Origin of the sequence: Rothia endophytica (genome assembly GCF_039543885.1) — a bacterium.
Classification (GTDB): Bacteria; Actinomycetota; Actinomycetes; order Actinomycetales; family Micrococcaceae; genus Rothia; species Rothia endophytica.
Genome location: NZ_BAABKP010000005.1, coordinates 87,756 through 107,611, shown reverse-complemented (window position 1 = coordinate 107,611; position 19,856 = coordinate 87,756). Strand labels below are relative to the sequence as shown.

General features: G+C 52.4%; 19 protein-coding genes, 3 tRNA genes and 2 rRNA genes. 17 read left to right on the top strand and 7 right to left on the bottom strand.

Translation table 11 applies throughout. The features are described from left to right. Positions 1-18: 18 nt before the first annotated feature. The 11 genes from recF (at position 19) to ABD982_RS09875 (ending at position 9,813) form a co-directional block, all read left to right on the top strand. Positions 19-1,209, top strand: coding sequence for a DNA replication/repair protein RecF (recF, locus tag ABD982_RS09920; RefSeq protein WP_345447078.1), 1,191 nt, complete (start codon positions 19-21; stop codon positions 1,207-1,209). A 9-nt stretch (positions 1,210-1,218) separates the two neighbouring features. Continuing rightward, positions 1,219-1,845, top strand: a complete 627-nt coding sequence (locus ABD982_RS09915) for a DciA family protein (RefSeq protein ID WP_345447067.1) — start codon at positions 1,219-1,221, stop codon at positions 1,843-1,845. A gap of 299 nt (positions 1,846-2,144) precedes the next feature. Beyond that, positions 2,145-4,172 carry a DNA topoisomerase (ATP-hydrolyzing) subunit B gene (gene gyrB / locus ABD982_RS09910; protein ID WP_345447065.1) on the top strand — a complete coding sequence of 676 codons (2,028 nt, stop codon included), beginning with the start codon at positions 2,145-2,147 and terminating at the stop codon, positions 4,170-4,172. Positions 4,173-4,247: 75 nt separating this feature from the next. After that, the gene (gyrA, locus tag ABD982_RS09905) at positions 4,248-6,875 is read left to right on the top strand and encodes a DNA gyrase subunit A (protein WP_251380555.1); all 2,628 of its coding nucleotides are present in this window, start codon (positions 4,248-4,250) and stop codon (positions 6,873-6,875) included. Next, positions 6,875-7,357 carry a DUF3566 domain-containing protein gene (locus ABD982_RS09900; protein WP_345447063.1) on the top strand — a complete coding sequence of 161 codons (483 nt, stop codon included), beginning with the start codon at positions 6,875-6,877 and terminating at the stop codon, positions 7,355-7,357. Before gyrA ends, ABD982_RS09900 begins: the two co-directional genes overlap by 1 nt. Before the next feature lie 179 nt (positions 7,358-7,536). After that, a tRNA-Ile gene (locus ABD982_RS09895) sits at positions 7,537-7,610 on the top strand. 23 nt (positions 7,611-7,633) lie between these two features. Further along, positions 7,634-7,750, top strand: coding sequence for a DLW-39 family protein (locus ABD982_RS11345; RefSeq protein ID WP_425570047.1), 117 nt, complete (start codon positions 7,634-7,636; stop codon positions 7,748-7,750). A gap of 16 nt (positions 7,751-7,766) precedes the next feature. Further along, positions 7,767-7,839, top strand: a tRNA-Ala gene (locus ABD982_RS09890). A gap of 3 nt (positions 7,840-7,842) precedes the next feature. Continuing rightward, positions 7,843-7,959, top strand: a 5S ribosomal RNA gene (rrf, locus tag ABD982_RS09885). A 367-nt stretch (positions 7,960-8,326) separates the two neighbouring features. Beyond that, the gene (locus ABD982_RS09880) at positions 8,327-9,523 is read left to right on the top strand and encodes an inorganic phosphate transporter (protein WP_345447061.1); all 1,197 of its coding nucleotides are present in this window, start codon (positions 8,327-8,329) and stop codon (positions 9,521-9,523) included. Then, positions 9,523-9,813 carry a hypothetical protein gene (locus ABD982_RS09875; protein WP_345447059.1) on the top strand — a complete coding sequence of 97 codons (291 nt, stop codon included), beginning with the start codon at positions 9,523-9,525 and terminating at the stop codon, positions 9,811-9,813. The genes ABD982_RS09880 and ABD982_RS09875 overlap by 1 nt, the downstream gene beginning before the upstream one ends. A 93-nt stretch (positions 9,814-9,906) precedes the next feature. Here the strand turns inward: ABD982_RS09875 and ABD982_RS09870 are convergent, their stop codons facing one another. Next, the gene (locus ABD982_RS09870; protein WP_345447058.1) at positions 9,907-11,310 is read right to left on the bottom strand and encodes a GntP family permease; all 1,404 of its coding nucleotides are present in this window, start codon (positions 11,308-11,310) and stop codon (positions 9,907-9,909) included. Beyond that, positions 11,307-11,846, bottom strand: coding sequence for a gluconokinase (locus ABD982_RS09865; protein WP_251380495.1), 540 nt, complete (start codon positions 11,844-11,846; stop codon positions 11,307-11,309). The genes ABD982_RS09870 and ABD982_RS09865 overlap by 4 nt, the downstream gene beginning before the upstream one ends. Before the next feature lie 160 nt (positions 11,847-12,006). On the opposite strand from ABD982_RS09865, the gene ABD982_RS09860 reads away from it, so the two are divergent. Then, positions 12,007-12,079 (top strand) — tRNA-Ala (locus ABD982_RS09860). 3 nt (positions 12,080-12,082) lie between these two features. Further along, a 5S ribosomal RNA gene (rrf, locus tag ABD982_RS09855) occupies positions 12,083-12,199 on the top strand. Between the two features lie 256 nt (positions 12,200-12,455). Here the strand turns inward: rrf (ABD982_RS09855) and ABD982_RS09850 are convergent. Next, positions 12,456-13,088, bottom strand: coding sequence for a hypothetical protein (locus tag ABD982_RS09850; protein ID WP_345447055.1), 633 nt, complete (start codon positions 13,086-13,088; stop codon positions 12,456-12,458). Positions 13,089-13,346: 258 nt separating this feature from the next. Further along, complete coding sequence (locus ABD982_RS09845) at positions 13,347-14,156, bottom strand: class I SAM-dependent methyltransferase (RefSeq protein ID WP_345447053.1); 810 nt, start codon at positions 14,154-14,156, stop codon at positions 13,347-13,349. Between the two features lie 238 nt (positions 14,157-14,394). On the opposite strand from ABD982_RS09845, the gene ABD982_RS09840 reads away from it, so the two are divergent. The 3 genes from ABD982_RS09840 (at position 14,395) to ABD982_RS09830 (ending at position 16,566) form a co-directional block, all read left to right on the top strand. After that, positions 14,395-14,928, top strand: a complete 534-nt coding sequence (locus ABD982_RS09840) for a peptidylprolyl isomerase (RefSeq protein ID WP_425570046.1) — start codon at positions 14,395-14,397, stop codon at positions 14,926-14,928. A gap of 94 nt (positions 14,929-15,022) precedes the next feature. Further along, positions 15,023-15,799: a rhomboid family intramembrane serine protease gene (locus tag ABD982_RS09835; protein ID WP_345447051.1), complete on the top strand. Its 777-nt coding sequence runs from the start codon at positions 15,023-15,025 to the stop codon at positions 15,797-15,799. Positions 15,800-16,062: 263 nt separating this feature from the next. Then, positions 16,063-16,566 (top strand): TspO/MBR family protein, encoded by a 504-nt coding sequence (locus ABD982_RS09830; RefSeq protein WP_345447050.1) that lies wholly within the window; start codon positions 16,063-16,065, stop codon positions 16,564-16,566. Positions 16,567-16,646: 80 nt separating this feature from the next. Here the strand turns inward: ABD982_RS09830 and ABD982_RS09825 are convergent, their stop codons facing one another. The 3 genes from ABD982_RS09825 to ABD982_RS09815 form a co-directional block, all read right to left on the bottom strand. Next, positions 16,647-16,949, bottom strand: a complete 303-nt coding sequence (locus ABD982_RS09825; protein ID WP_345447048.1) for a glutaredoxin domain-containing protein — start codon at positions 16,947-16,949, stop codon at positions 16,647-16,649. A gap of 154 nt (positions 16,950-17,103) precedes the next feature. Beyond that, positions 17,104-17,301: a CsbD family protein gene (locus ABD982_RS09820; protein WP_345447046.1), complete on the bottom strand. Its 198-nt coding sequence runs from the start codon at positions 17,299-17,301 to the stop codon at positions 17,104-17,106. 103 nt (positions 17,302-17,404) lie between these two features. Next, entirely contained in the window at positions 17,405-17,569 is a 165-nt protein-coding gene (locus tag ABD982_RS09815; RefSeq protein WP_345447045.1) for a ribosome recycling factor, read from the bottom strand. Positions 17,570-17,949: 380 nt separating this feature from the next. On the opposite strand from ABD982_RS09815, the gene ABD982_RS09810 reads away from it, so the two are divergent. Continuing rightward, positions 17,950-19,842, top strand: a complete 1,893-nt coding sequence (locus ABD982_RS09810; protein ID WP_425570050.1) for an amino acid permease — start codon at positions 17,950-17,952, stop codon at positions 19,840-19,842. The last annotated feature ends 14 nt before the right edge of the window (positions 19,843-19,856 follow it).

Below are 19,856 nucleotides of genomic sequence, written 5' to 3'. Positions count from 1 at the left end.
TTTCTAAGGAGCGCTTTTCTGTACATCGACCATATTTCGTTGATGGACTTTCGCACCTACCGGCTGCTGAATCTGCCTCTTTCTCCCGGTGTATCGGTGTTTCTTGGCTCCAACGGTGTTGGAAAAACTAACATCGTTGAAGCTATCGATTACACTGCTAACCTGGCATCTCATCGGGTGAGTCAAGATTCTCCGTTGGTGAGGGTGGGGGCAGAGCGCGCCTACATCAGAACTCGCACCGTGCGGGGATCTCAGCAGACTGTTATGGAGTTTGAGCTAGCCCCGGGTAAGAGCAATCGTGTGCGCATCAACCGTGCAGCCCCTGTGCGCGCCCGTGAGGCTCTAGGGGTAACCCACACGGTTCTCTTCTCACCCGAGGACTTACAGCTCGTCAAAGGGGAGCCTGCAGGCCGTAGGAGGTTTCTTGATGACCTAGCGGTTGCTCTTCGTCCTGCGGTTGCCGCTTACCGTGCGGACTATGAAAGGGTGCTGCGCCAGCGTAATTCGTTACTTAAATCAATGCGTTCTCGTCGCCCTTCAGCCGAAGAAGATCTGCACACCCTTGAGGTGTGGAATCGTCAGCTGGCAGAGGCCGGGTCTCATCTCTTACAGGCTCGTTTGCGGGTGCTATCCCAGCTTCTCCCCCAGGTGCAGCGTGCCTATGGTGAACTTACCGATGATTCTAAAACTGCCTCAACAGTGTACGAGTCATCAGTATTTCCGCCCATCTCTAGCGCAGTTTTATCGAGAGCGGCGCTGATGGGTGTAGACGATATTCGCGAAGCCCTGTTGCGGTCTTTTGCAGAAAAGCGGTCCGAAGAATTGGAGCGGGGGGTTACTTTGGTGGGGCCTCATCGTGATGAACTTGTGCTTGAGCTAGGTGGAATTCCTGTGCGCGGCTATGCCTCTCACGGTGAAAGTTGGTCCTATGCTTTAGCTCTTAAACTAGCAGCTTGGTACGTGCATTTAGCTGACAATACAGCCCCTGGCGCCTCCCCAATTCTTATTCTTGATGATGTTTTTGCTGAGTTAGATTCTGCCCGTAGGCACAGATTGGGGTCTATTGTGGCTGATGCTGAGCAGGTTCTGGTGACCTGTGCTGTAGCTACTGACCTACCCGAGGAACTAGGAGACTATCAACTGATTAGGGTCGAGTCTGGAATAGCAGAGATCATCGATTCAGTGCCTCTGCGCAATATCTCAAGTTAGGCATATCTGATGACCCCGTCTGAAAATATGCATGATAAAGAATATAAGATAAGAGCCTATACGGCGGAAGACGTTGATGCCCCCCACGCACTCCTAAGCCGCATCCGGGCCGCAAAAGAAGCACGGGGTGAGCGTCGAATCCAGGGCGCTGCTGGCCAAAAAATTATCAAGGATTTCAGTAAGGTCATCAATGCTGAACCGGGTGAGCGAGTGCGCCGCTTTAGCGTTGGTGTAAACCGCTACCAGATGGGTGGCTACAGCGGCCCGGGTAAAAGTGCACGAGATCCCCAAGGGCTGAGTGGCATATTAGATCGAGTCATCATGGAACGCGGCTGGTCTACACCCGTAGCTGTATCGTCTGTGCTAACTCGCTGGGAGACGCTGGTGGGGGCTCAACTTGCCAGTAAAAGTAAACCAGAGTCATTTGACGATGGTGTTGTCGTGGTCAGGTGTGAATCCACTGCTTGGGCTGTTGAAATGCGCCGCATGAAATATGACATTATGCGCCGCATTAATGAAGAATTGGGTGGCGAAATAGTGAAAGACATCCAGGCTCACGGGCCCAACGCTCCCTCGTGGAAGAAGGGGCGCAGAGTCGCTCCGGGTGGAAGAGGCCCGCGGGATACGTACGGGTAGGGATGCGATAATTTTTTTAATAAAAAATCGTTTCTGCGCTTCTTAAGCGCCACCCATGTGAGAACCCCTTTGATGGGGGGTTGATTGGCTTATAGCCACAAATAAACCTTATCTGCAGGGTTTACCCCCTTCTACTACCTCACAAAAAGGCTCAAAAATCGCTCTGTGAGGTAGAATTGTTAGGAATGAGTGTGCCTTGTGCCTGCAGGTTCCTGCGATGAACGACCAGCTTTATTGATGACGTCCTTTGCTACCCTGCGTCAAGGTGCTGATAGAAAGACGCAAGGAGCCTAATACCTGTGGCAACTGAAGAAACAACCGGTGAATACGGCGCAGCCGACATTACGGTTCTTGAAGGCCTCGAAGCGGTGCGTAAGCGCCCGGGCATGTACATCGGTTCAACCGGTGAACGCGGCTTGCACCACCTGGTGTATGAAGTCGTTGATAACTCTGTAGATGAGGCTTTGGCAGGTTATGCTGACCTTATCGATGTGGTTATTCAAGCTGACGGTGCAGTGCGCGTGGTCGATAACGGCCGCGGTATTCCCGTTGACGAACACCCTACTGAAAAGAAACCCACTGTTGAAGTGGTCATGACAATCCTGCACGCCGGCGGTAAATTTGGCGGTGGCGGTTATGCCGTCTCTGGCGGTCTGCACGGCGTTGGCATTTCAGTGGTTAACGCCCTTTCAACCCGCGTTAAGACCGAAGTGCGCCGTCAGGGCTACAAGTGGCATATTGAATACAATGACGGCGGTAAGACCGCCAAGCCTCTGACCCGAGGTGAAGCCACTGAAGAAACCGGTACTACCCAAACCTTCTACCCCGACCCCACCATCTTTGAAAGCATTGATTTCGATTTCGAAACCTTGCGTGCCCGCTTCCAACAGATGGCTTTCCTGAACAAGGGCCTGACTATCCGTCTCACTGACGAGCGTGACCTGCATGAAGGTGATGAGGTTGCCGGTGAAGATGAAGCAAAGTCTTTAGAACTTAACCAGGTTGGCCCTAATGAAGATGGTTATAAAACTGTCACCTACATGTATGAGAACGGTCTGCTGGACTACGTAAACTTCCTCAACACCTCAAAGAAGCTCACCGTCGTTAACGACGAAATCATCGCGTTTGAAACTGAAGATGCCAACCGCATGATGAGCCTGGAAGTGGCTATGCAGTGGACCACCGCCTACAAGGAATCGGTGCACACTTACGCCAATACCATCAATACCCATGAGGGCGGCACCCACGAAGAAGGTTTCCGCACCGCTCTAACCACCCTCATTAACCGTTTTGCTCGCGATAACAAACTGCTCCGCGATAAGGACGATAACCTGACCGGTGAGGACGTTCGTGAGGGCCTGACCGCTGTGGTTTCAGTGAAGATTTCTGAACCCCAATTTGAAGGTCAGACCAAGACCAAGCTGGGTAATTCAGAAGCTAAGGCTTTTGTTCAGCGTGAAACCCTGGATCAACTGGGTGACTGGCTAGCACGTAATCCGTCCATTGGTAAAGAGGTAGTGCGTCGCGCCATTACCGCAGCGCAGGCTCGTCTTGCTGCCCGTAAGGCCCGTGAGACCACCCGCCGCAAGGGGCTGCTGGAAAGCGGATCGATGCCGGGCAAGCTCAAAGATTGCTCATCTAAAGACCCTTCCATCTCAGAGATTTATCTGGTGGAAGGCGACTCGGCAGGTGGCTCCGCTGTGCGCGGCCGCAACCCCGAAACTCAGGCGATTCTGCCCCTGCGAGGCAAGGTCCTGAACGTGGAGCGTGCTCGCTTGGATCGAGCCCTGTCCAATGCTGAAATCCAGTCTCTTATCACTGCTTTTGGTACCGGCATCGGCGACGATTTCAATATCGAAAAGGCGCGTTACCACAAGGTAGTTCTCATGGCAGATGCGGACGTCGATGGTCAACACATTACTACTCTGCTACTGACCCTTCTCTTCCGCTTCATGCGCCCGCTGATCGAGGCAGGCTACGTCTATTTGGCACAGCCCCCGCTCTACCGCATCAAATGGTCCAACGCCCCTCACGATTATGTCTTCTCAGATGCGGAGCGAGATGCTGCTCTTGAGGCAGGTTACGCGAAGAACCAGCGTCTGCCGAAGGATAACGGAATTCAGCGTTACAAGGGTCTGGGCGAGATGGACTACACCGAGCTGTGGGATACCACGATGGACCCCGAGAACCGCACTCTTCTGCAGGTAAAAATGGAGGACGCGGCTGCTGCTGACCAGATTTTCTCTATTCTGATGGGTGAAGATGTGGAAGCTCGCCGTGAATTCATTCAGCAGAACGCAAAGGACATTCGCTTCCTTGATATCTAAGACATATATTGCTCTCAGCTAGTCAATATGTGTTTAGAAGAATATTAAAATCAAGGAATCAAACGAAGGATTATGATGAGCGACGAACAGAACAACAGCTCAAACGAACCACTTGAAGGCGATGTCATCGAAAACCCCGCCGGTGGTAGGGTCGAGGCAGTAGACCTGCGCTCCGAGATGGAACGCTCCTATCTGGACTACGCCATGGCCGTTATTATCGGCCGCGCACTGCCTGACGTCCGCGACGGTCTCAAGCCCGTGCACCGCCGCGTCATCTACGCGATGTACGACGGTGGCTACCGCCCCGAACGCTCTTTCAACAAGTGCGCCCGCGTCGTGGGCGAGGTCATGGGTCAGTATCACCCCCACGGTGACTCGGCAATTTATGACACCCTTGTTCGCCTCATTCAGGACTGGGTCATGCGCTACCCCTTGGCTCTCGGCCAGGGAAACTTCGGATCACCCGGTAATGACGGTGCAGCAGCCCCCCGTTACACCGAAACCAAGATGGCTCCCCTGGCTCTCGAAATGGTGCGTGACATCAATGAGGACGCTGTGGACTTCCAGCCCAACTATGACGGCAAGAACCAGGAGCCTGTCGTCCTGCCCTCGCGCATTCCCAACCTGCTCGTTAATGGCTCATCAGGTATTGCTGTGGGTATGGCAACCAACATCCCCCCGCATAACCTGCGTGAGGTTGCAGAGGGTGTGCAGTGGTTCCTTGAAAACCCCGCGGCTACCAACGAGGAGCTACTCGAAGCACTCATTGCCCGCATCAAGGGCCCTGACTTCCCTACCGGTGCAACCATTTTGGGCCACAAGGGAATTGAGCAGGCATACCGCACCGGTCGTGGTTCTATCACCATGCGCGCAGTGGTAAACGTCGAAGAAATTCATGGTCGCACCTGCCTGGTCGTCACTGAGCTCCCCTACCAGGCCAACCCCGATAACTTGGCCATCAAAATTGCTGAGTTGGTCAAGGACGGCAAAATCACCGGCATCGCCGACCTTCGCGATGAAACCTCGGGCCGTACCGGTCAACGTCTGGTCATTGTGCTCAAGCGCGATGCTGTAGCCAAGGTGGTGCTTAATAACCTCTATAAGCACACTCAGCTGCAAGAAAACTTCTCAGCCAACATGCTGGCAATTGTAGACGGCGTGCCCCGCACGCTTTCCCTCGATGCCTTCATTCGCCACTGGGTTAACCACCAACTCGAAGTAATTGTGCGACGCACCCGCTACCGACTGCGTCAGGCAGAAGAGGAAGCGCATATTCTGCGCGGTCTTCTCAAGGCACTGGATGCCCTGGATGAGGTCATTGCCCTGATCCGTCGCTCCCCCACTGCTGATGAAGCCCGCACCGGGCTAATGGAATTCCTGGATATTGATGAGGCTCAGTCCCAGGCAATTCTGAATATGCAGCTACGCCGCTTGGCCGCTTTGGAGCGTCAGAAGATTCAGGATCGGCATGATGAGCTGATGCGCATGATTGATAAATATAACTCCATTATTGCTTCTGAGGATCGCCAGCGTACCATCATCTCCGAGGAACTGACCGATATCGTCAACCGTTACGGTGACGAGCGACGGAGTAAGATCCTGATGGGTTACGACGGGGATATGTCCATGGAGGACCTCATCCCCGAAGAAGAAATGGTGGTTACCATTACCCGCGGTGGTTACGTCAAGCGCACCCGCAGCGACCAATACCGCAGCCAGCACCGTGGCGGTAAGGGTATTAAGGGAGCTTCCCTGCGCGGGGACGACGTGGTCCAGCACTTCTTTGTCACCTCCACCCACAGCTGGATCCTCTTCTTCACTAACCTGGGCCGGGTCTACCGCACCAAGGCTTATGAGCTGATGGAAGCGGGGCGTGACGCCAAGGGGCAACACGTTGCTAACCTACTGGCCTTCCAGCCCGATGAAACCATCGCCAAGGTCATGGAGCTCAAATCTTACGAGGACGCCCCCTACCTGGTACTCGCTACCAAAAACGGTTTGGTTAAGAAGACTGCCCTGTCCGATTACGACACCAACCGCACCGCTGGTGTCATCGCCATTAACCTGCGCGAGGGGGATGAGCTAGTATCGGCTCAGCTGGCCTCGGCTGAAGATGACCTCATGCTCATTTCCCGCCAGGGTCAGTCGCTACGCTTCACTGCCACTGACGAGGCACTGCGCCCCATGGGCCGTGCAACTAGCGGTGTTACCGGCATGAAGTTCCGTGATGGGGACGAATTGTTATCGGCTAACGTCGTCACCGATGATTCTTATGTCTTTATCGTTACTGCAGGTGGCTACGCCAAGCGCACGCAGGTGGATCAGTACCGCGTGCAGGGCCGTGGTGGTCTCGGTATTAAGGTCGCCAAGCTGGCCGAAGACCGTGGAGACCTGGTGGGTGGGCTCATTGTTGGTGAGGATGATGAAGTTATGGTCGTCATGCAATCCGGCAAGGTAGTGCGCACCTCTGTATCCGAAGTTCCCGCTAAGGGTCGTGACACCATGGGTGTTATCTTCGCTAAGCCCGGTAAGAATGATGAGATTCTAGAGGTCGCCCGCAACTTCGAGCGGAACATTGATGATGTAGAAGACACCGAAGAAAAAGTCGATAACAGTGCCGAAAACGGTGCCGATGAAGTACCTTTAGAAAACAAGAGCACACCGGCGGAAGCCGAAACCGTAGAAGCACACGGAGGTAACTAGTGAGCACCAACAGCACAGGCGCGGCTCCGCGCCCCGCACCCAGGGCTGGCAACGCGCGAGCGGCGCAGTCTAAGGGGAGTGCTTCACGTAAGCCCCTGGTGCGCCCCGCACCCCGTTCGAAGATCCGCCGCGCTCGCCTGGTGGTCGCTAAGGTTGATACCTTCTCAGTCGCCAAGCTGGTATTCCTGCTGTCTGTGGCTGTAGGTATCGTAACGGTTGTTGCGTCGGTCATCCTGTGGTTGGTTATGCAGGCCACCGGTGCCTTCCAGAGCCTGAATGACATTCTGGCCCTGCTGGGGACCACCGGTAGCGCGGTAGATGTCTCTCAGTATCTATCGCTGGGGCAGGTAGCGCTCTATACCACCATTATCTCGGTGATTAATGTAGTGCTCTTTACCCTCCTGGGGACGCTGGCGGCCATGCTGTACAACGTCGCTGCCAAGCTGGTGGGTGGCGTTGGTGTTACCTTGACGGACGAATAAAGTTTTCACTTAGGAAAGATGGTCCCCTGCTGTCATGAGGAGGGGACCATCTTTTTTGGTCGGAAGATGTTTAAAATACCTCGGGTATTTTTGTGACCCAGAACATGCTTTTTCGATTTGGCAAGCTGTGTGAATCTGTGTAAAGTTATATTTCGTTCTGGTGAAAATCTGAACACCGAGGGCGTATAGCTCAGATGGTTAGAGCGCTACACTGATAATGTAGAGGTCCCAGGTTCAATTCCTGGTACGCCCACTCTCCTTGGTTGAAAGGTTGAAATGAATAAATTCATGGCAATCACTTTAGCGGCAGTCGTAGCAGCGGTTGTAACTAAGAAGGCGAAGGACTCTCAAGAGAATAAAAGCTCTTGGAAAGCTGCTACAGATAAAATTTAATAGGTTGCACCTATATGGGGGCGTGGCGCAATTGGTAGCGCACCTGCTTTGCAAGCAGGGGGTTAGGGGTTCGAGTCCCCTCGCCTCCACTCTTCGGTGATTATAGCAAGAGGGAAACACCCGGTCCCATCCCGAACCCGGAAGTTAAGGCTCTTTGCGCTGATGGTACTGCACTGGTGACGGTGTGGGAGAGTAAGTCATTGCCGAATTAAATGTGATGGAAGAGGCTCAGTCGAAAGACTGGGCCTCTTCTTTTTGTTGTAGGGGAAGGCTATGGGGGAACCCACACCGCTTTAAAGTGAATAATAGGTTAACGAGCGAAGCAGGGTTTGAGGGATTATATGGGGCAAGGCTCGTAAAACCACATGAACCTTCCTACTTATAGACCGTCCTGGATTTATTAAAGGAACATTTTCTCACGTCAAAAGCTATTATGGTGGAATCGAGGGTAGGATCCGGAGGGGTACCCCTGTGTGAATTGTGTGTTTTTTGATCCTTAAACAAAACGCTGTCTGGGGTTTACCTGCAATCTTTCAGATGTTTCCTAAATACTGTTAATAGGCGCATAATCATTGGGTGACTACAGAACTCATCATCCTGGTCATTGTGGTACTTACCGCGCTGGCTTTTGACTTCACCAACGGATTTCACGACACCGCGAATGCCATGGCATCCTCCATCGCAACCGGTGCTCTCAAGCCTAAGACTGCCGTAGCTCTTTCAGCTTCCCTTAATCTCGTCGGTGCTTTCTTGTCCATCGAAGTAGCTAAGACCGTCGGCACGGGGCTGGTGGACTTAGAGACTGCAGGGGGCGGGTCAAGCCTCATGCTTATCGTCTTTACTGGTCTAGTAGGCGCCATCCTGTGGAACGTTCTCACCTGGTTGCTGGGATTGCCTTCTAGCTCCTCTCACGCCCTCTTTGGAGGGCTAATTGGTGCGACATTAGCATCCTTGGGAACAAGCGGAGTGCTCTGGAATGGGGTGCTAATGAAGATTATCGTTCCGGCTCTTCTAGCGCCCCTTATTGCCGGTATCATCGCATATATCAGCACCAGGGTGGTCTACCGCGTTACAGTGGCAGTGCCTGAGAACCGTAAGAAGAAAAACTTCCGCTTTGGTCAGATTTCTGCTGCTTCTCTCATGTCGCTAGCACACGGTACCAATGACGCTCAAAAGACCATGGGTGTTATTTTTCTAGCCCTCGTTGCGGCACAGGAAATCGATCCGTCGGCGGATATACCCTTCTGGGTTCGCCTGGTCTGTGCGGTAGCTATTGCCCTGGGAACCTACCTGGGTGGGTGGCGCATCATCAAAACTCTGGGTAAGGGTATCGTCGATATCGAAGGCCCTCAGGGTTTCTCTGCTGATGGTTCTTCTGCTGCCATTATTTTGACGTCCTCTCATTTCGGAATGGCTCTTTCGACTACTCACGTAGCTACCGGTTCTATCATCGGTTCAGGTGTGGGACGCCGTGTTGCAGTGAAATGGTCGACTGCCCGGCGCATGATAGTTGCCTGGACTATTACCCTCCCCGCCGCAGGCAGTGTTGGTGCTCTGACATGGTTCGTCGGTAATTACATCAACCACTTCACGGGTAGTGATTGGATGGGGGAAGCAACCGTATTTCTGATTCTGGTCGGATTTTGCGCCTGGATGTGGGCACATTCGCGCAAGAGCGCTATTAGCCACATTGATATGCATGCCGGTGAAGTCGTGCGAACCCGTGAAGTGCATACTGAATCCCTCCCCGTCATACAGAAGGTTGGTCAGTAATGCTTCTCGCTGAAATCTTCCATAAGATTTATCCCGTGTTCTTGGCTGGACTTGTCTTTGGGGCAGGTCTACCCATTCTGTATGCGGTTGCCGTGCGGCTTGTGAGCGGCACAGCCACTGAAACTGCTGACGGTACCGTAAAGGTTGAAGTGCAGCACCCTCTAGCTAGGGTAGCTGCCTACGCTATTTTTGTGCTGCTGGCGCTGGCAATTTTCACTGGTATTCTGTGGATTGCAAAAGACTTCCTCTACGCCTACACGGGTTTTAACCTCTTTGGGGTCGCTGACTAGCATCAATCCCGTATAACCTTAAGTGCTTAAACTAAAGCGCCACCCTGATGTTGAAGGGTGGCGCTTTGGGCGACGTGTGGAGACGCTGGGTTTTTATATCAAGGTTGCGGCGTAGAAAATGCCCAGAGCCAATGTAAAACCAACGAGGCCAATGAGGGTTTCCATCACCGTCCAGGTCTTGAAGGTTGTCTTTTCGTCCATATTGAAGAAGCGGCTGACCAGCCAGAAGCCGGAGTCATTGAAGTGAGAGAGAATCACCGATCCAGCGGCGACAGCAATGACCAGAGCAGAGAGTTGGAGATCCCCGTATCCTGCGGCCTCGACGCCCGGAGCAATAAGACCAGCTGTGGTCGTCAGGGCTACGGTCGCTGAACCCTGAGCAACACGTAGGATACCCGAGATGATAAAGCCAGCAACAATGAGGGGCACACCCATGTCGCCCAGTACATCGGTCAGTGAAGCACCAATACCCGAGGTACGCAGTACGCCACCAAACATGCCACCGGCACCGGTAATCAGAATAACCGAGCAAACAGCGGGGAGTGCACCTTCCATGGTGATGTTGATGTGTTTTTTGTGGACGCCACGGCGGTTGCCCAGTACGTACATGGCCACCAGTGTGGTGATGAGAAGGGCAACAGGTGTTTCCCCCAGCATGCGCAGGGTCTGGTACCAGGTCTGGTCAGTGACGTCCTCTGCGAGAATACCCGAAGTGGCTAGTGTGTTCAGGCCGGTGTTCATAAAAATCAGCAGCATGGGTAGCAGAAGAACAAACAGGACGGTGCCAAAGCTAGGCGGATTTTTAGGATCGTCCGGCTCCTCATCGATGCCCAAGAGAGCGGGGACCGGCAGATTGATGCGAGCGCCGATATAGCGGCTGAAGAGGTAAACCGCCAGATACCAAGTGGGAATTGCAATTACCAGGGCGACCAGCAGAAGGACACCAACGTTAGCGTTGAAGAAGGCAGCAGCTGATACCGGGCCGGGGTGGGGTGGAGTGAAGACATGCATGACCGAGAAAGCACCTGCCACGGGAATGCCGTAGAACAGCATAGAACCGCCTACCCAGCGAGCTACCGAGAACATGATAGGCAGCATGACCACCAGCCCGGCATCAAAGAAGATGGGGAAGCCAAAGAGCATGGATGTCACACCCAAGGCGATAGGTGCCCGCTTTTCACCAAAGACCGAGATGAGTTTGTGGGCAAGCACTTGCGCACCGCCGGAAGTCTGGATGAGGATACCCAGCATGGCGCCTAGGCCTACGAGAAGTGCGACGGATGCCAGCGTACTGCCGAAGCCGCTGAGCATAACCGGCACCACCTGGGCGGTGGGAATACCCGCTGCAATTGCGGTGAGAACACTGACCAAAATAAGAGCGGGGAAGGCGTGCACCTTCAACTTCATGATGAGCACAAGAAGCAGGGCTACAGCTGCTGCCGCAATAGCCAGTAGGGGCCCTGCTGTTAGGGTTTGTGTCCAGTCTTCGATGGTCATGAGAAGTTTACTCCGTAGGTTTGTGTCAGTGTGTTTTCAGCATTGTAAGCGATGTCATCCAGCGGGGGAGTGATGTCAAGGGTGAAACCTAGTTCGTCCGCCTCGAGGGGTTCGAGGGTCGCTAATTGTGAGTCAAGCAGGGTAGTGGGCATAAAGTGACCGCGTCGGTGAGTCATGCGGTCTGCAATTAGTTCTTTGGAGCCTGTGAGATGCAGAAAAATCACGCGGCCAGGTGCGGTGCGCAAAGCGTTGCGGTACTGCTTTTTAAGAGCTGAGCAGGTGATGATGGTGTTCTTGCCCTGTGCTGCCTGTTCGGTAGCCCATGCGGCGATATCAGCCAGCCAGGGCGCACGGTCCTCATCGGTAAGTGGATTGCCCGCACTCATCTTCTGGACGTTGGACGCCGGGTGTAGATCATCGCCTTCGGCAAAGCTAAAACCGGTGCGATGGTGCAAACGGTGGGCTAGCTCTGTTTTTCCGGTGCCGCTGACGCCCATCACGACGATATGGACGATATTTTGTGGTGTGATAGTCATGCTTTTGATTTTAAGGACCGACACAATGAGAGCCTAAAGGGGTGTGCTAAAGCAGTATTTTAGGAAATGTAGTGATTCTACTGTGGTCTATCTAACCCATGTTTGGTAAGCTTATGTTTGCACGTGAAAAAATGTGTAGTATAGTTTTATATGCACCTACGGGGGCGTGGCGCAATTGGTAGCGCACCTGCTTTGCAAGCAGGGGGTTAGGGGTTCGAGTCCCCTCGCCTCCACTCTTCGGTGATTATAGCAAGAGGGAAACACCCGGTCCCATCCCGAACCCGGAAGTTAAGGCTCTTTGCGCTGATGGTACTGCACTGGTGACGGTGTGGGAGAGTAAGTCATTGCCGAATTAAATGTGATGGAAGAGGCTCAGTCGAAAGACTGAGCCTCTTTTTTTATGCCCAGAAAAAGACCCCTGAGATACCACGCCGCTCGCCAGTAGGAGGGTCGGAGAAGTAGATAATCATCTGTATATCATTCACGGATAGGCCCGTCGATGAAAGCTGGATAAGCTGTAGTTTTTGACGGATGCAAAAACGCCGACGCATTATCTCTCATGCGTCGGCGTTCTCAGCTAGCTATAAACCGCTACCTCAAACACAAAACTTATGCAGCGGGGGTCTTCCAGGGATCCTCAACGGGGCGGGAAGCCTTGTAAGCAGCAGCGCCAGCAACGGTGCCCGCAACCAGCAGACCCAGAACTAGCCAACCCTTGCCGCTCTTTTTAGAAGCTTTCTTCTGCTCCTTAGCGAACTGGGCAGCAGCCTTTACAGCGGCCTTCTGTGCATTCTTTACAGCCTTCTTGTCGCCAGTTACTTTAGCCGCAACGGTGTTGACCGGTGCAGGAACTTCAGCGTCTGAGAGCTTAACAGCAACGGTATCAGCAACTTCAGCAGCTTTGACACGGGCAGTTGACACAGCATCTTCAACTACCGGGGTGACATCATCAATGGTGTGCTGGATTTTATTCACCAGGGTGTTTTGCACCTTGTCCAGCTTCTTGTGAGCGTCTTTAGCCACTGAATTAGTGGTCTTCTTTGCGTTCTTTCCGTGCTTCTCAGCGGTCTTCTGGAGATCAGCAAACTTGTTGGCTGTGAACTTCTCAGCGCGAGCAGTTTTCTTGTCAGCCAGCTTGGTCAGTTTGTCTGCCTTCTTGCCGGTCTTCTTCTGAGCCTTTGCAAAGAATCTCTCTGCCTGCTTCTGAGCTTTCTTAGCCTTAGCATTTTTGGTTAGAGCCATGTCTCTACCTCCAGGTTGATTTCAGCGCCGCGAAGGACGCAGCGGTTAACTGTTATTCATAAGCTTACGAAATATGCTTGTAAAAAGCAGTTTATATACGAAAAGAAACCTGGTGTTCTCTGCCCGCTAAAGACCATGTCCCTTTATCTATCAACTGCGAAATTCCGTCATGTTGGCTCAATCTACGTTCCTACGAATAAGCTTCAGAGTTCACCCCCAGCGGGACTATTCGAATCGAAACAGACTTTTACGGACCTATTAGGGTTTCTGCCAGAGAAGTTCCCCGTGCGGGATGACAAAGAGAGCGCCAGGCTGTGAACCCCATTCTCTCCACTCTTGAGCCACCTCTTGCAATTCCTGAATACTAGTCAGACCTGTCTCAACAATTTGTTGCCCTAGGACAGTTTGTTCTATTCGCTCAGCCCATGAACAGGCCAGTTGTTGAGCCTCTTCACCCGTGTATGTCCAGGTGGAAGTTGTAAAACGTGCTCCGCTTAAACCCGCCTGCCGAGCATACGAAAGAAGTCTGCGTCCAGCACTTGGTTCCCCACCGTTATTCCGAGCAACCTGTAGATAAAGTTCTCGCCATCGTGAAATTTTGGATGATGCAGGGAACCAGAAAAAGCTCTCGTAGTCGGCGTCCCGAATAGCAACATACCCACCAGGCCTTACTACACGAGCCATTTCTGTGAGAGCCTGAATAGGATTGCTAACGTGTTGAATCACCTGGTGCGCATGAGCTATATCAAAAATATTGTCTGAAAAGCTGAGGTGATGTACGTTTTCTACGGAGAATTTTGCCGAAATTCCTTGTTCAACGGTCAGGCCCTTATCGAGAAGATGTCTTTTGCAGAGGTTTAACTCTTCCTCCCCAATTTCAGTGGCTGTTACCTTGCCAGTTAACCGTGCAAAATCTGCGGTGATACTGCCGGGGCCGGCACCAATATCCAACAGATTCATGCCCGGGGCGAGATATGGTCTGAGATAGGCCGCAGAATTATCGATGGTACGCTGCTGGTGTGCATTGAGGACTGGTGTTTGGTGCCCGTGAGTATAGGACTCTTTCATTGTTAAATTTCACTTTCAAAACGAATAATGAAATCTAACTTATCCACAATTTCATTATATGAACATTAGATTTCATAATTTAGATATCATTAAAATACTGCACTTGACTGCAGCTCATAGTAGAAACCGTGAACCTCTTTACGTTTTCTCCCCCCCTATATATCTTTCGCTTACATATCTTTCGCTGAGTGCAAAAGCGCAGTCTATGTCTAGCATCTGTGGAGGATGGCATGACAGAATGGGGAACATGACTGCAACTGCTAAAGCAACACTTCACACTAACCACGGCGACATCGTTGTTAACCTCTTCGGTAACCACGCGCCGCTGACCGTCAAGAACTTCATCGGTCTCTCCGATGGTACCCAGGAATGGCGCCACCCCCGCACCGGTGAAGTAGAGAACGGTCCACTCTACAAGGACGTCGTTTTCCACCGCATTATTCGCGACTTTATGATTCAGGGTGGTGACCCCCTGGGCCAGGGCATCGGCGGCCCCGGCTACCAGTTCAAGGACGAAATCCACCCCGAACTGAGCTTCAACAAGCCCTACCTGCTGGCCATGGCAAACGCTGGCCCCGGCACCAATGGCTCACAGTTCTTCATCACCACCGTTGAAACCCCCTGGCTCAACGGCCGCCACACCATCTTCGGTGAAGTTGTTGATGAGGATTCCAAGAAGGTCGTTGACGCTATTGAAGGCGTAGCAACCGGTGCTATGGACCGCCCCGTTGAGGACGTCGTTCTCTCCTCAATCGACATCGAAGAACTCTAAGCCTTAGAGGATTTTTATCACGTAAGTGCCCGCCCGATTTATCGGGTAGGGCACTTACTTTATACCCGCGGCAAGGCTGCAAGAAAGGACGCCAGTGAGCGAGCCCGCCAGCTACGGCTATAACAACAATCAGCAATCGGTCTGCCCACGCCACCCGGACCAGGTAACCTACGTACGGTGCGGGCGCTGCGGCAGACTTGCCTGTGGAAACTGCCAAATACCCCTAGAAGTGGGCATGATGTGTGTGGACTGTATGCAACAGGTGCGTGCCTCCCAGCCCGCCAGCCGTACAACCCGTAGCAAACCGATGGTGACCTACGCTCTCATTGCTCTTAACGTGGTGGTATGGGCTCTGCAGTGGGTTTTCCCCAGCGTCTCCACCTTTGGGCTTTACAACCCTGCCTGGGTTGAATATTCGGGGGAGTGGTACCGAGCTCTAACCTCCGGCTTCCTGCATTCGCTGGGTAACCTCTCCCACCTACCGCTCAACATGTTCTCCCTCTATCTTTTTGGGCAGGCGCTAGAACCAATTCTGGGACGGTGGAAATTCCTATCGACCTACCTGCTCTCAATCCTGGGAGGATCAGCTGCAGTGCATCTTATAGCCCGCTTCTGGGGCGATTATGGGGATATGACCACCAGTGTCCTGGGTGCATCCGGTGGGGTATTTGGTCTCTTTGGAGCCTTCTTTGCACTGGCACGCGCTCGCAGGCAGAGTACCAGCGGGATTATGGTGCTGGTGGCTATCAACTTTGTTTATGGGCTGATGTTCCCCGGAGTTTCCTGGGAGGCACATCTGGGAGGGTTAGTAACGGGTGCTATCGTAGCCACCCTACTGAGCAGATTGCCCGAACCTCGAAAACGGAAATAAGTATCCACAGGATCTATCCACAGCTGTTAATAACTACATGAGTGTAATTCCAATAGTGTTAACAGGCTGTGGATAGTGCTAGTTCGGCTTTAAATCACAGTAAATTACATCGGTGTAAGAGATTTCCCCAATTTTATCCCCACCTGTGGATAACTGTCAGGAACAGGGTGTGTAGAAAATGTAATTTCAAGTTTTCAGCCCTCCTGGTGGGAAAGTGCAGCGTAACTTCCGAATAGTACCCCATCGAATAAAGGACATTACATATGAAGAAAGTTAACTGGCTTGGCAATGGTATTGCTTTGCTGCTTTTCATTGCAGTTCCTCTAGCAATCGGTTTTACCGGCAGTTTTCTCACCGCAGATCAGGTCGATGGTTGGTATGCTTCAGCGGATCAGGCACCCTGGACGCCACCTAACGCGGTGTTCGGCCCCGTGTGGACTCTGCTTTACGTGATGATCGGTGCAACGGGATGGTTGCTCTGGCGCTCTACAGTTACACGCCAGCGACGACAAGCCTTTATTCTCTACGGCATTCAGCTGGTTCTCAACGCTGTTTGGAGCCCGCTCTTTTTTGGCGCCTACCCCACCTACGGTGTAGCGGGTCTATGGGTGGCTTTAGTGGTTATCTACCTGCTACTGCTCACGGTTATGACGAGCATTAAGGTTTTTGCCTCCGTGAGCAAAATAGCTGCTGGGCTCTTTGTGCCCTATGGTCTCTGGGTTGCATACGCCAGCACCCTTAACCTCTATATGGCACTACATAACTAAGAAGTAATATTTTTCATGAGAGGGCTCTGACTAGTTAATCTTGAGCCCTCCCTGCAAATCTATAGGGGTTTCTCTGAAATCTATTTAATCGAAGATTCAATGAGAGCAGCGACAGACTTCGGAGCAGAGATGGCTGAGGCAACGAAAGCTTCATCAGAGGTGCGCACAGTAGGGACCACTGCATTTCCGTTATTAACACTCTTTACATAAGCCTCAGCGTCGGCGTCTTCCCAAATATTGACCCACAGAGCACGGTCTCCTATTTCTCCCAGACCATCATTTAAACGCTGGCAGAAAGGGCAGCCAGGGCGCCAATAGATTGCTACCCCGCCCTTTGTTACAAATTCTTCAGCCTCAGCGTGGGTGCTTACTTCACGGTTCATTGGATGTACTCCTTGCTACGTCATGGGTGATAATACTCTACTGAACATCTGCCCCAAGAATGTTATTCCCAGCCCTCTCTGCAGTGATACTTGGGTTCTGGCACAAAAGACGGGAGGTAACTATCAACAGTTACCTCCCGCCCAAGGAACAAACTTAGTCCTTCTTGAGGGAATCAGTTACGCCTGAAACGGCACCCTTGATGTCCTCGACCTTATCTTTGATGCCGGCCTTGAGCTGATCGGTCTTGCCTTCAGCTTCAAGATGGCTATCGCCGGTAACCTTACCGCCGAATTCTTTAGCCTTACCGGCCAAATTTTCTGCACCATTGTCAATCTTGTTATCTTCAGCCATGAGGTAGCTCCCTTCTGTCCCGCTCAGATAGCGGGGATAAAAACAGAACCCAATAATCTATTGCCTAGATGATTGGCCCTGCACTGTAAAAACCTGAAATTTTTTACTTACCGAAGCGCTCGCTGAGCTTGCCGGCTGCGTCGTTAACGGTGTCTTTAGCCTGCTGCGCGTAATCGTCGTTGACGACCTCCTTGCCAGCCTTATCATTGACGGTATCCTTGGCCTTGTCAACGTTGTCATTGACGGCGTTGTTGAGATCGAAACCCATGGTTCTACCCCTTTCTACAGGAAATGTGGACGGTTCACCCGAAGGATTACCGTTGATACTAAGCCTACGCAAGAAATGTGTTTAAATAAACTATCTATCTCGAAAAGATAGAAAAATCTAGGGTAAACCCCAGCATGTTCGAAGGAAAGCTAACGAAAACACGGTGAAGAAAAAGGAACTACTCCCCAGCTAGACATTTACAGGCGTACACTATTTCTTCAGACGGCTCCACTGAACCGCCTATGAGATTTATGAGTGGTTAGGAGCCTCTCGTGCCTGCCCTTTTGCACAAAATCTCGACTCGCTCTCACAACAGTGACCCCGAGCCGACACCTCACCCTTTGATTCAGCACGCACAAACACGTGCATCCCGTTGGCTGATGCATGATTCCCCTGAGCTTACCGCTGAAATTCAGGGCCCGCACGGTAGAAATAACACCCACCATGGCCATCCCTGGTGGAAGGTTATGTGTCTATCGGGCGTAGATTACTTCTCTACTCTTGGTTATCAGCCGGCCCTCGCGGCTCTCGCCGCGGGACTGCTTGCACCACTAGCTACCCTCATACTGGTTGCTGTTACTCTGCTAGCTGCCTTACCCATCTATCGCCGCATTGCTCAAGAGAGCCCTCGGGGTGCCGGTTCCATCCATCTTCTCGAGTGCCTCCTCTCAAAGTGGAACGCCAAAATATTTGTGCTCATCCTGCTCGGGTTCACCATCACCGACTTCGTCATCACTATTACACTCTCTGCCGCTGACGCTGCTGCGCACCTGGAAGCTAACCCACTGGTAGCTCCTGCGCTGGGCGATCACCACATGGTACTGACCCTTGGCTTACTAGCCCTACTTACGGCCGTCTTTCTGCGGGGATTCAACGAAACCATTAACGTCGCTGTGGTGCTGGTAGCTATCTTTATTCTTCTCAATCTTCTGGTGATTGGTGCTAGCTTCATAGAAATACTGCATACTCCTCATATCACCGGTAATTGGTGGTACGCGCTCACTGCGCAAAATGGTAACCCCTGGCTAGCTCTGGCGCTCGTGGTTCTGATTTTCCCCAAGATTGCCTTGGGACTTTCAGGCTTTGAAACCGGTGTGGTGGTTATGCCCCAAATCGGTAGCAAAAAATGCTCAGAAACTGACCAAGGTGACCTCAGGATACGTGGCGCAAAAAAGCTTCTCACAACAGCCGCCCTGACCATGAGTGTGCTCTTGATATGTTCATCTTTCGCTACCACCCTTCTTATCCCTCAGGAGGAATTTAAAGAGGGTGGAGATGCTAATGGTCGGGCGCTTGCTTATCTGGCGCACGACCTTCTGGGTGAAGGGTGGGGCACAGCCTATGACATTTCAACCATTCTTATCCTCTGGTTTGCTGGGGCCTCCGCTATGGCTGGGCTGCTCAACCTCGTCCCTCGATATCTGCCGCGCTACGGCATGGCACCAGAGTGGACGCGTGCCTCGCGCCCCCTGGTTCTTGTCTTTAGCGCTGTCTGCGTCTTCGTCACCCTTATTTTCGATGCGGATGTTGAAGCTCAAGGCGGCGCTTACGCCACCGGTGTTTTAGTGCTTATGACCAGTGCTGCCGTAGCGGTCACTCTTTCCGCTAAAAAACGCCGTCAAAGGGCAACCTTTCTCTACTACCTCTCTGCCACGATTATCTTTGGTTACACCACCATTGCTAATATCTTTGAACGACCCGATGGCTTACGTATCTCCCTTTTCTTTATTGGCGGAGTTGTTTCTCTCTCGCTTCTCTCCCGGGCACTGCGCTCCTACGAGTTGCGAATCGACAGCGTAAACTTTGACCAGTCGGCGCTGGCTATACTAGCGTGCAGCTCCAAACCTCTGCACCTGATCGCTCATCTGCCCGATAATTTTAATGCTGCTGACTACGGGGAAAAACTATCCCGGGAGCGTTGGGCTCATAACCTAGAGGCTGATGCCCGCATCATATTCGTTGAAATTGCTGTGGAGGACCCCAGCAACTTCAGCTCAGAACTCGTGGTGCATGGTCTAGATGAAGGCGGGTATCAGGTGCTCAGTGCTTCTGGATCTTCGGTGGCCAACAGCATTGCAGCCCTTTCTCTTGCCGTGCGAGATATAACCGGGCAGGTGCCGCATATCTACCTGGACTGGGCGGCCGGTTCACCCCTCAAAAACTACATTGCCTTTGTACTCTTTGGGCAGGGACAAATCGCATCGACGGTCCACGAGGTACTTCGACGGGCAGAAAAGACCTTGCAGTACCGGCCCGTAGTCCATGTTTCTTAGATGGGTGAAACAGG

Excerpts from the sequence above, each read along its gene's own strand:
- ABD982_RS09915 (WP_345447067.1), top strand. The coding sequence starts at position 1,219 with ATGACCCCGTCTGAAAATATGCATGATAAAGAATATAAGATAAGAGCC.
- gyrA (WP_251380555.1), top strand. The coding sequence starts at position 4,248 with ATGAGCGACGAACAGAACAACAGCTCAAACGAACCACTTGAAGGCGAT.
- ABD982_RS11345 (WP_425570047.1), top strand. The coding sequence starts at position 7,634 with ATGAATAAATTCATGGCAATCACTTTAGCGGCAGTCGTAGCAGCGGTT.
- ABD982_RS09875 (WP_345447059.1), top strand. The coding sequence starts at position 9,523 with ATGCTTCTCGCTGAAATCTTCCATAAGATTTATCCCGTGTTCTTGGCT.
- ABD982_RS09870 (WP_345447058.1), bottom strand. The coding sequence starts at position 11,310 with ATGACCATCGAAGACTGGACACAAACCCTAACAGCAGGGCCCCTACTG.
- ABD982_RS09865 (WP_251380495.1), bottom strand. The coding sequence starts at position 11,846 with ATGACTATCACACCACAAAATATCGTCCATATCGTCGTGATGGGCGTC.
- ABD982_RS09850 (WP_345447055.1), bottom strand. The coding sequence starts at position 13,088 with ATGGCTCTAACCAAAAATGCTAAGGCTAAGAAAGCTCAGAAGCAGGCA.
- ABD982_RS09845 (WP_345447053.1), bottom strand. The coding sequence starts at position 14,156 with ATGAAAGAGTCCTATACTCACGGGCACCAAACACCAGTCCTCAATGCA.
- ABD982_RS09840 (WP_425570046.1), top strand. The coding sequence starts at position 14,395 with ATGGGGAACATGACTGCAACTGCTAAAGCAACACTTCACACTAACCAC.
- ABD982_RS09830 (WP_345447050.1), top strand. The coding sequence starts at position 16,063 with ATGAAGAAAGTTAACTGGCTTGGCAATGGTATTGCTTTGCTGCTTTTC.
- ABD982_RS09825 (WP_345447048.1), bottom strand. The coding sequence starts at position 16,949 with ATGAACCGTGAAGTAAGCACCCACGCTGAGGCTGAAGAATTTGTAACA.
- ABD982_RS09820 (WP_345447046.1), bottom strand. The coding sequence starts at position 17,301 with ATGGCTGAAGATAACAAGATTGACAATGGTGCAGAAAATTTGGCCGGT.
- ABD982_RS09815 (WP_345447045.1), bottom strand. The coding sequence starts at position 17,569 with ATGGGTTTCGATCTCAACAACGCCGTCAATGACAACGTTGACAAGGCC.
- ABD982_RS09810 (WP_425570050.1), top strand. The coding sequence starts at position 17,950 with ATGCATGATTCCCCTGAGCTTACCGCTGAAATTCAGGGCCCGCACGGT.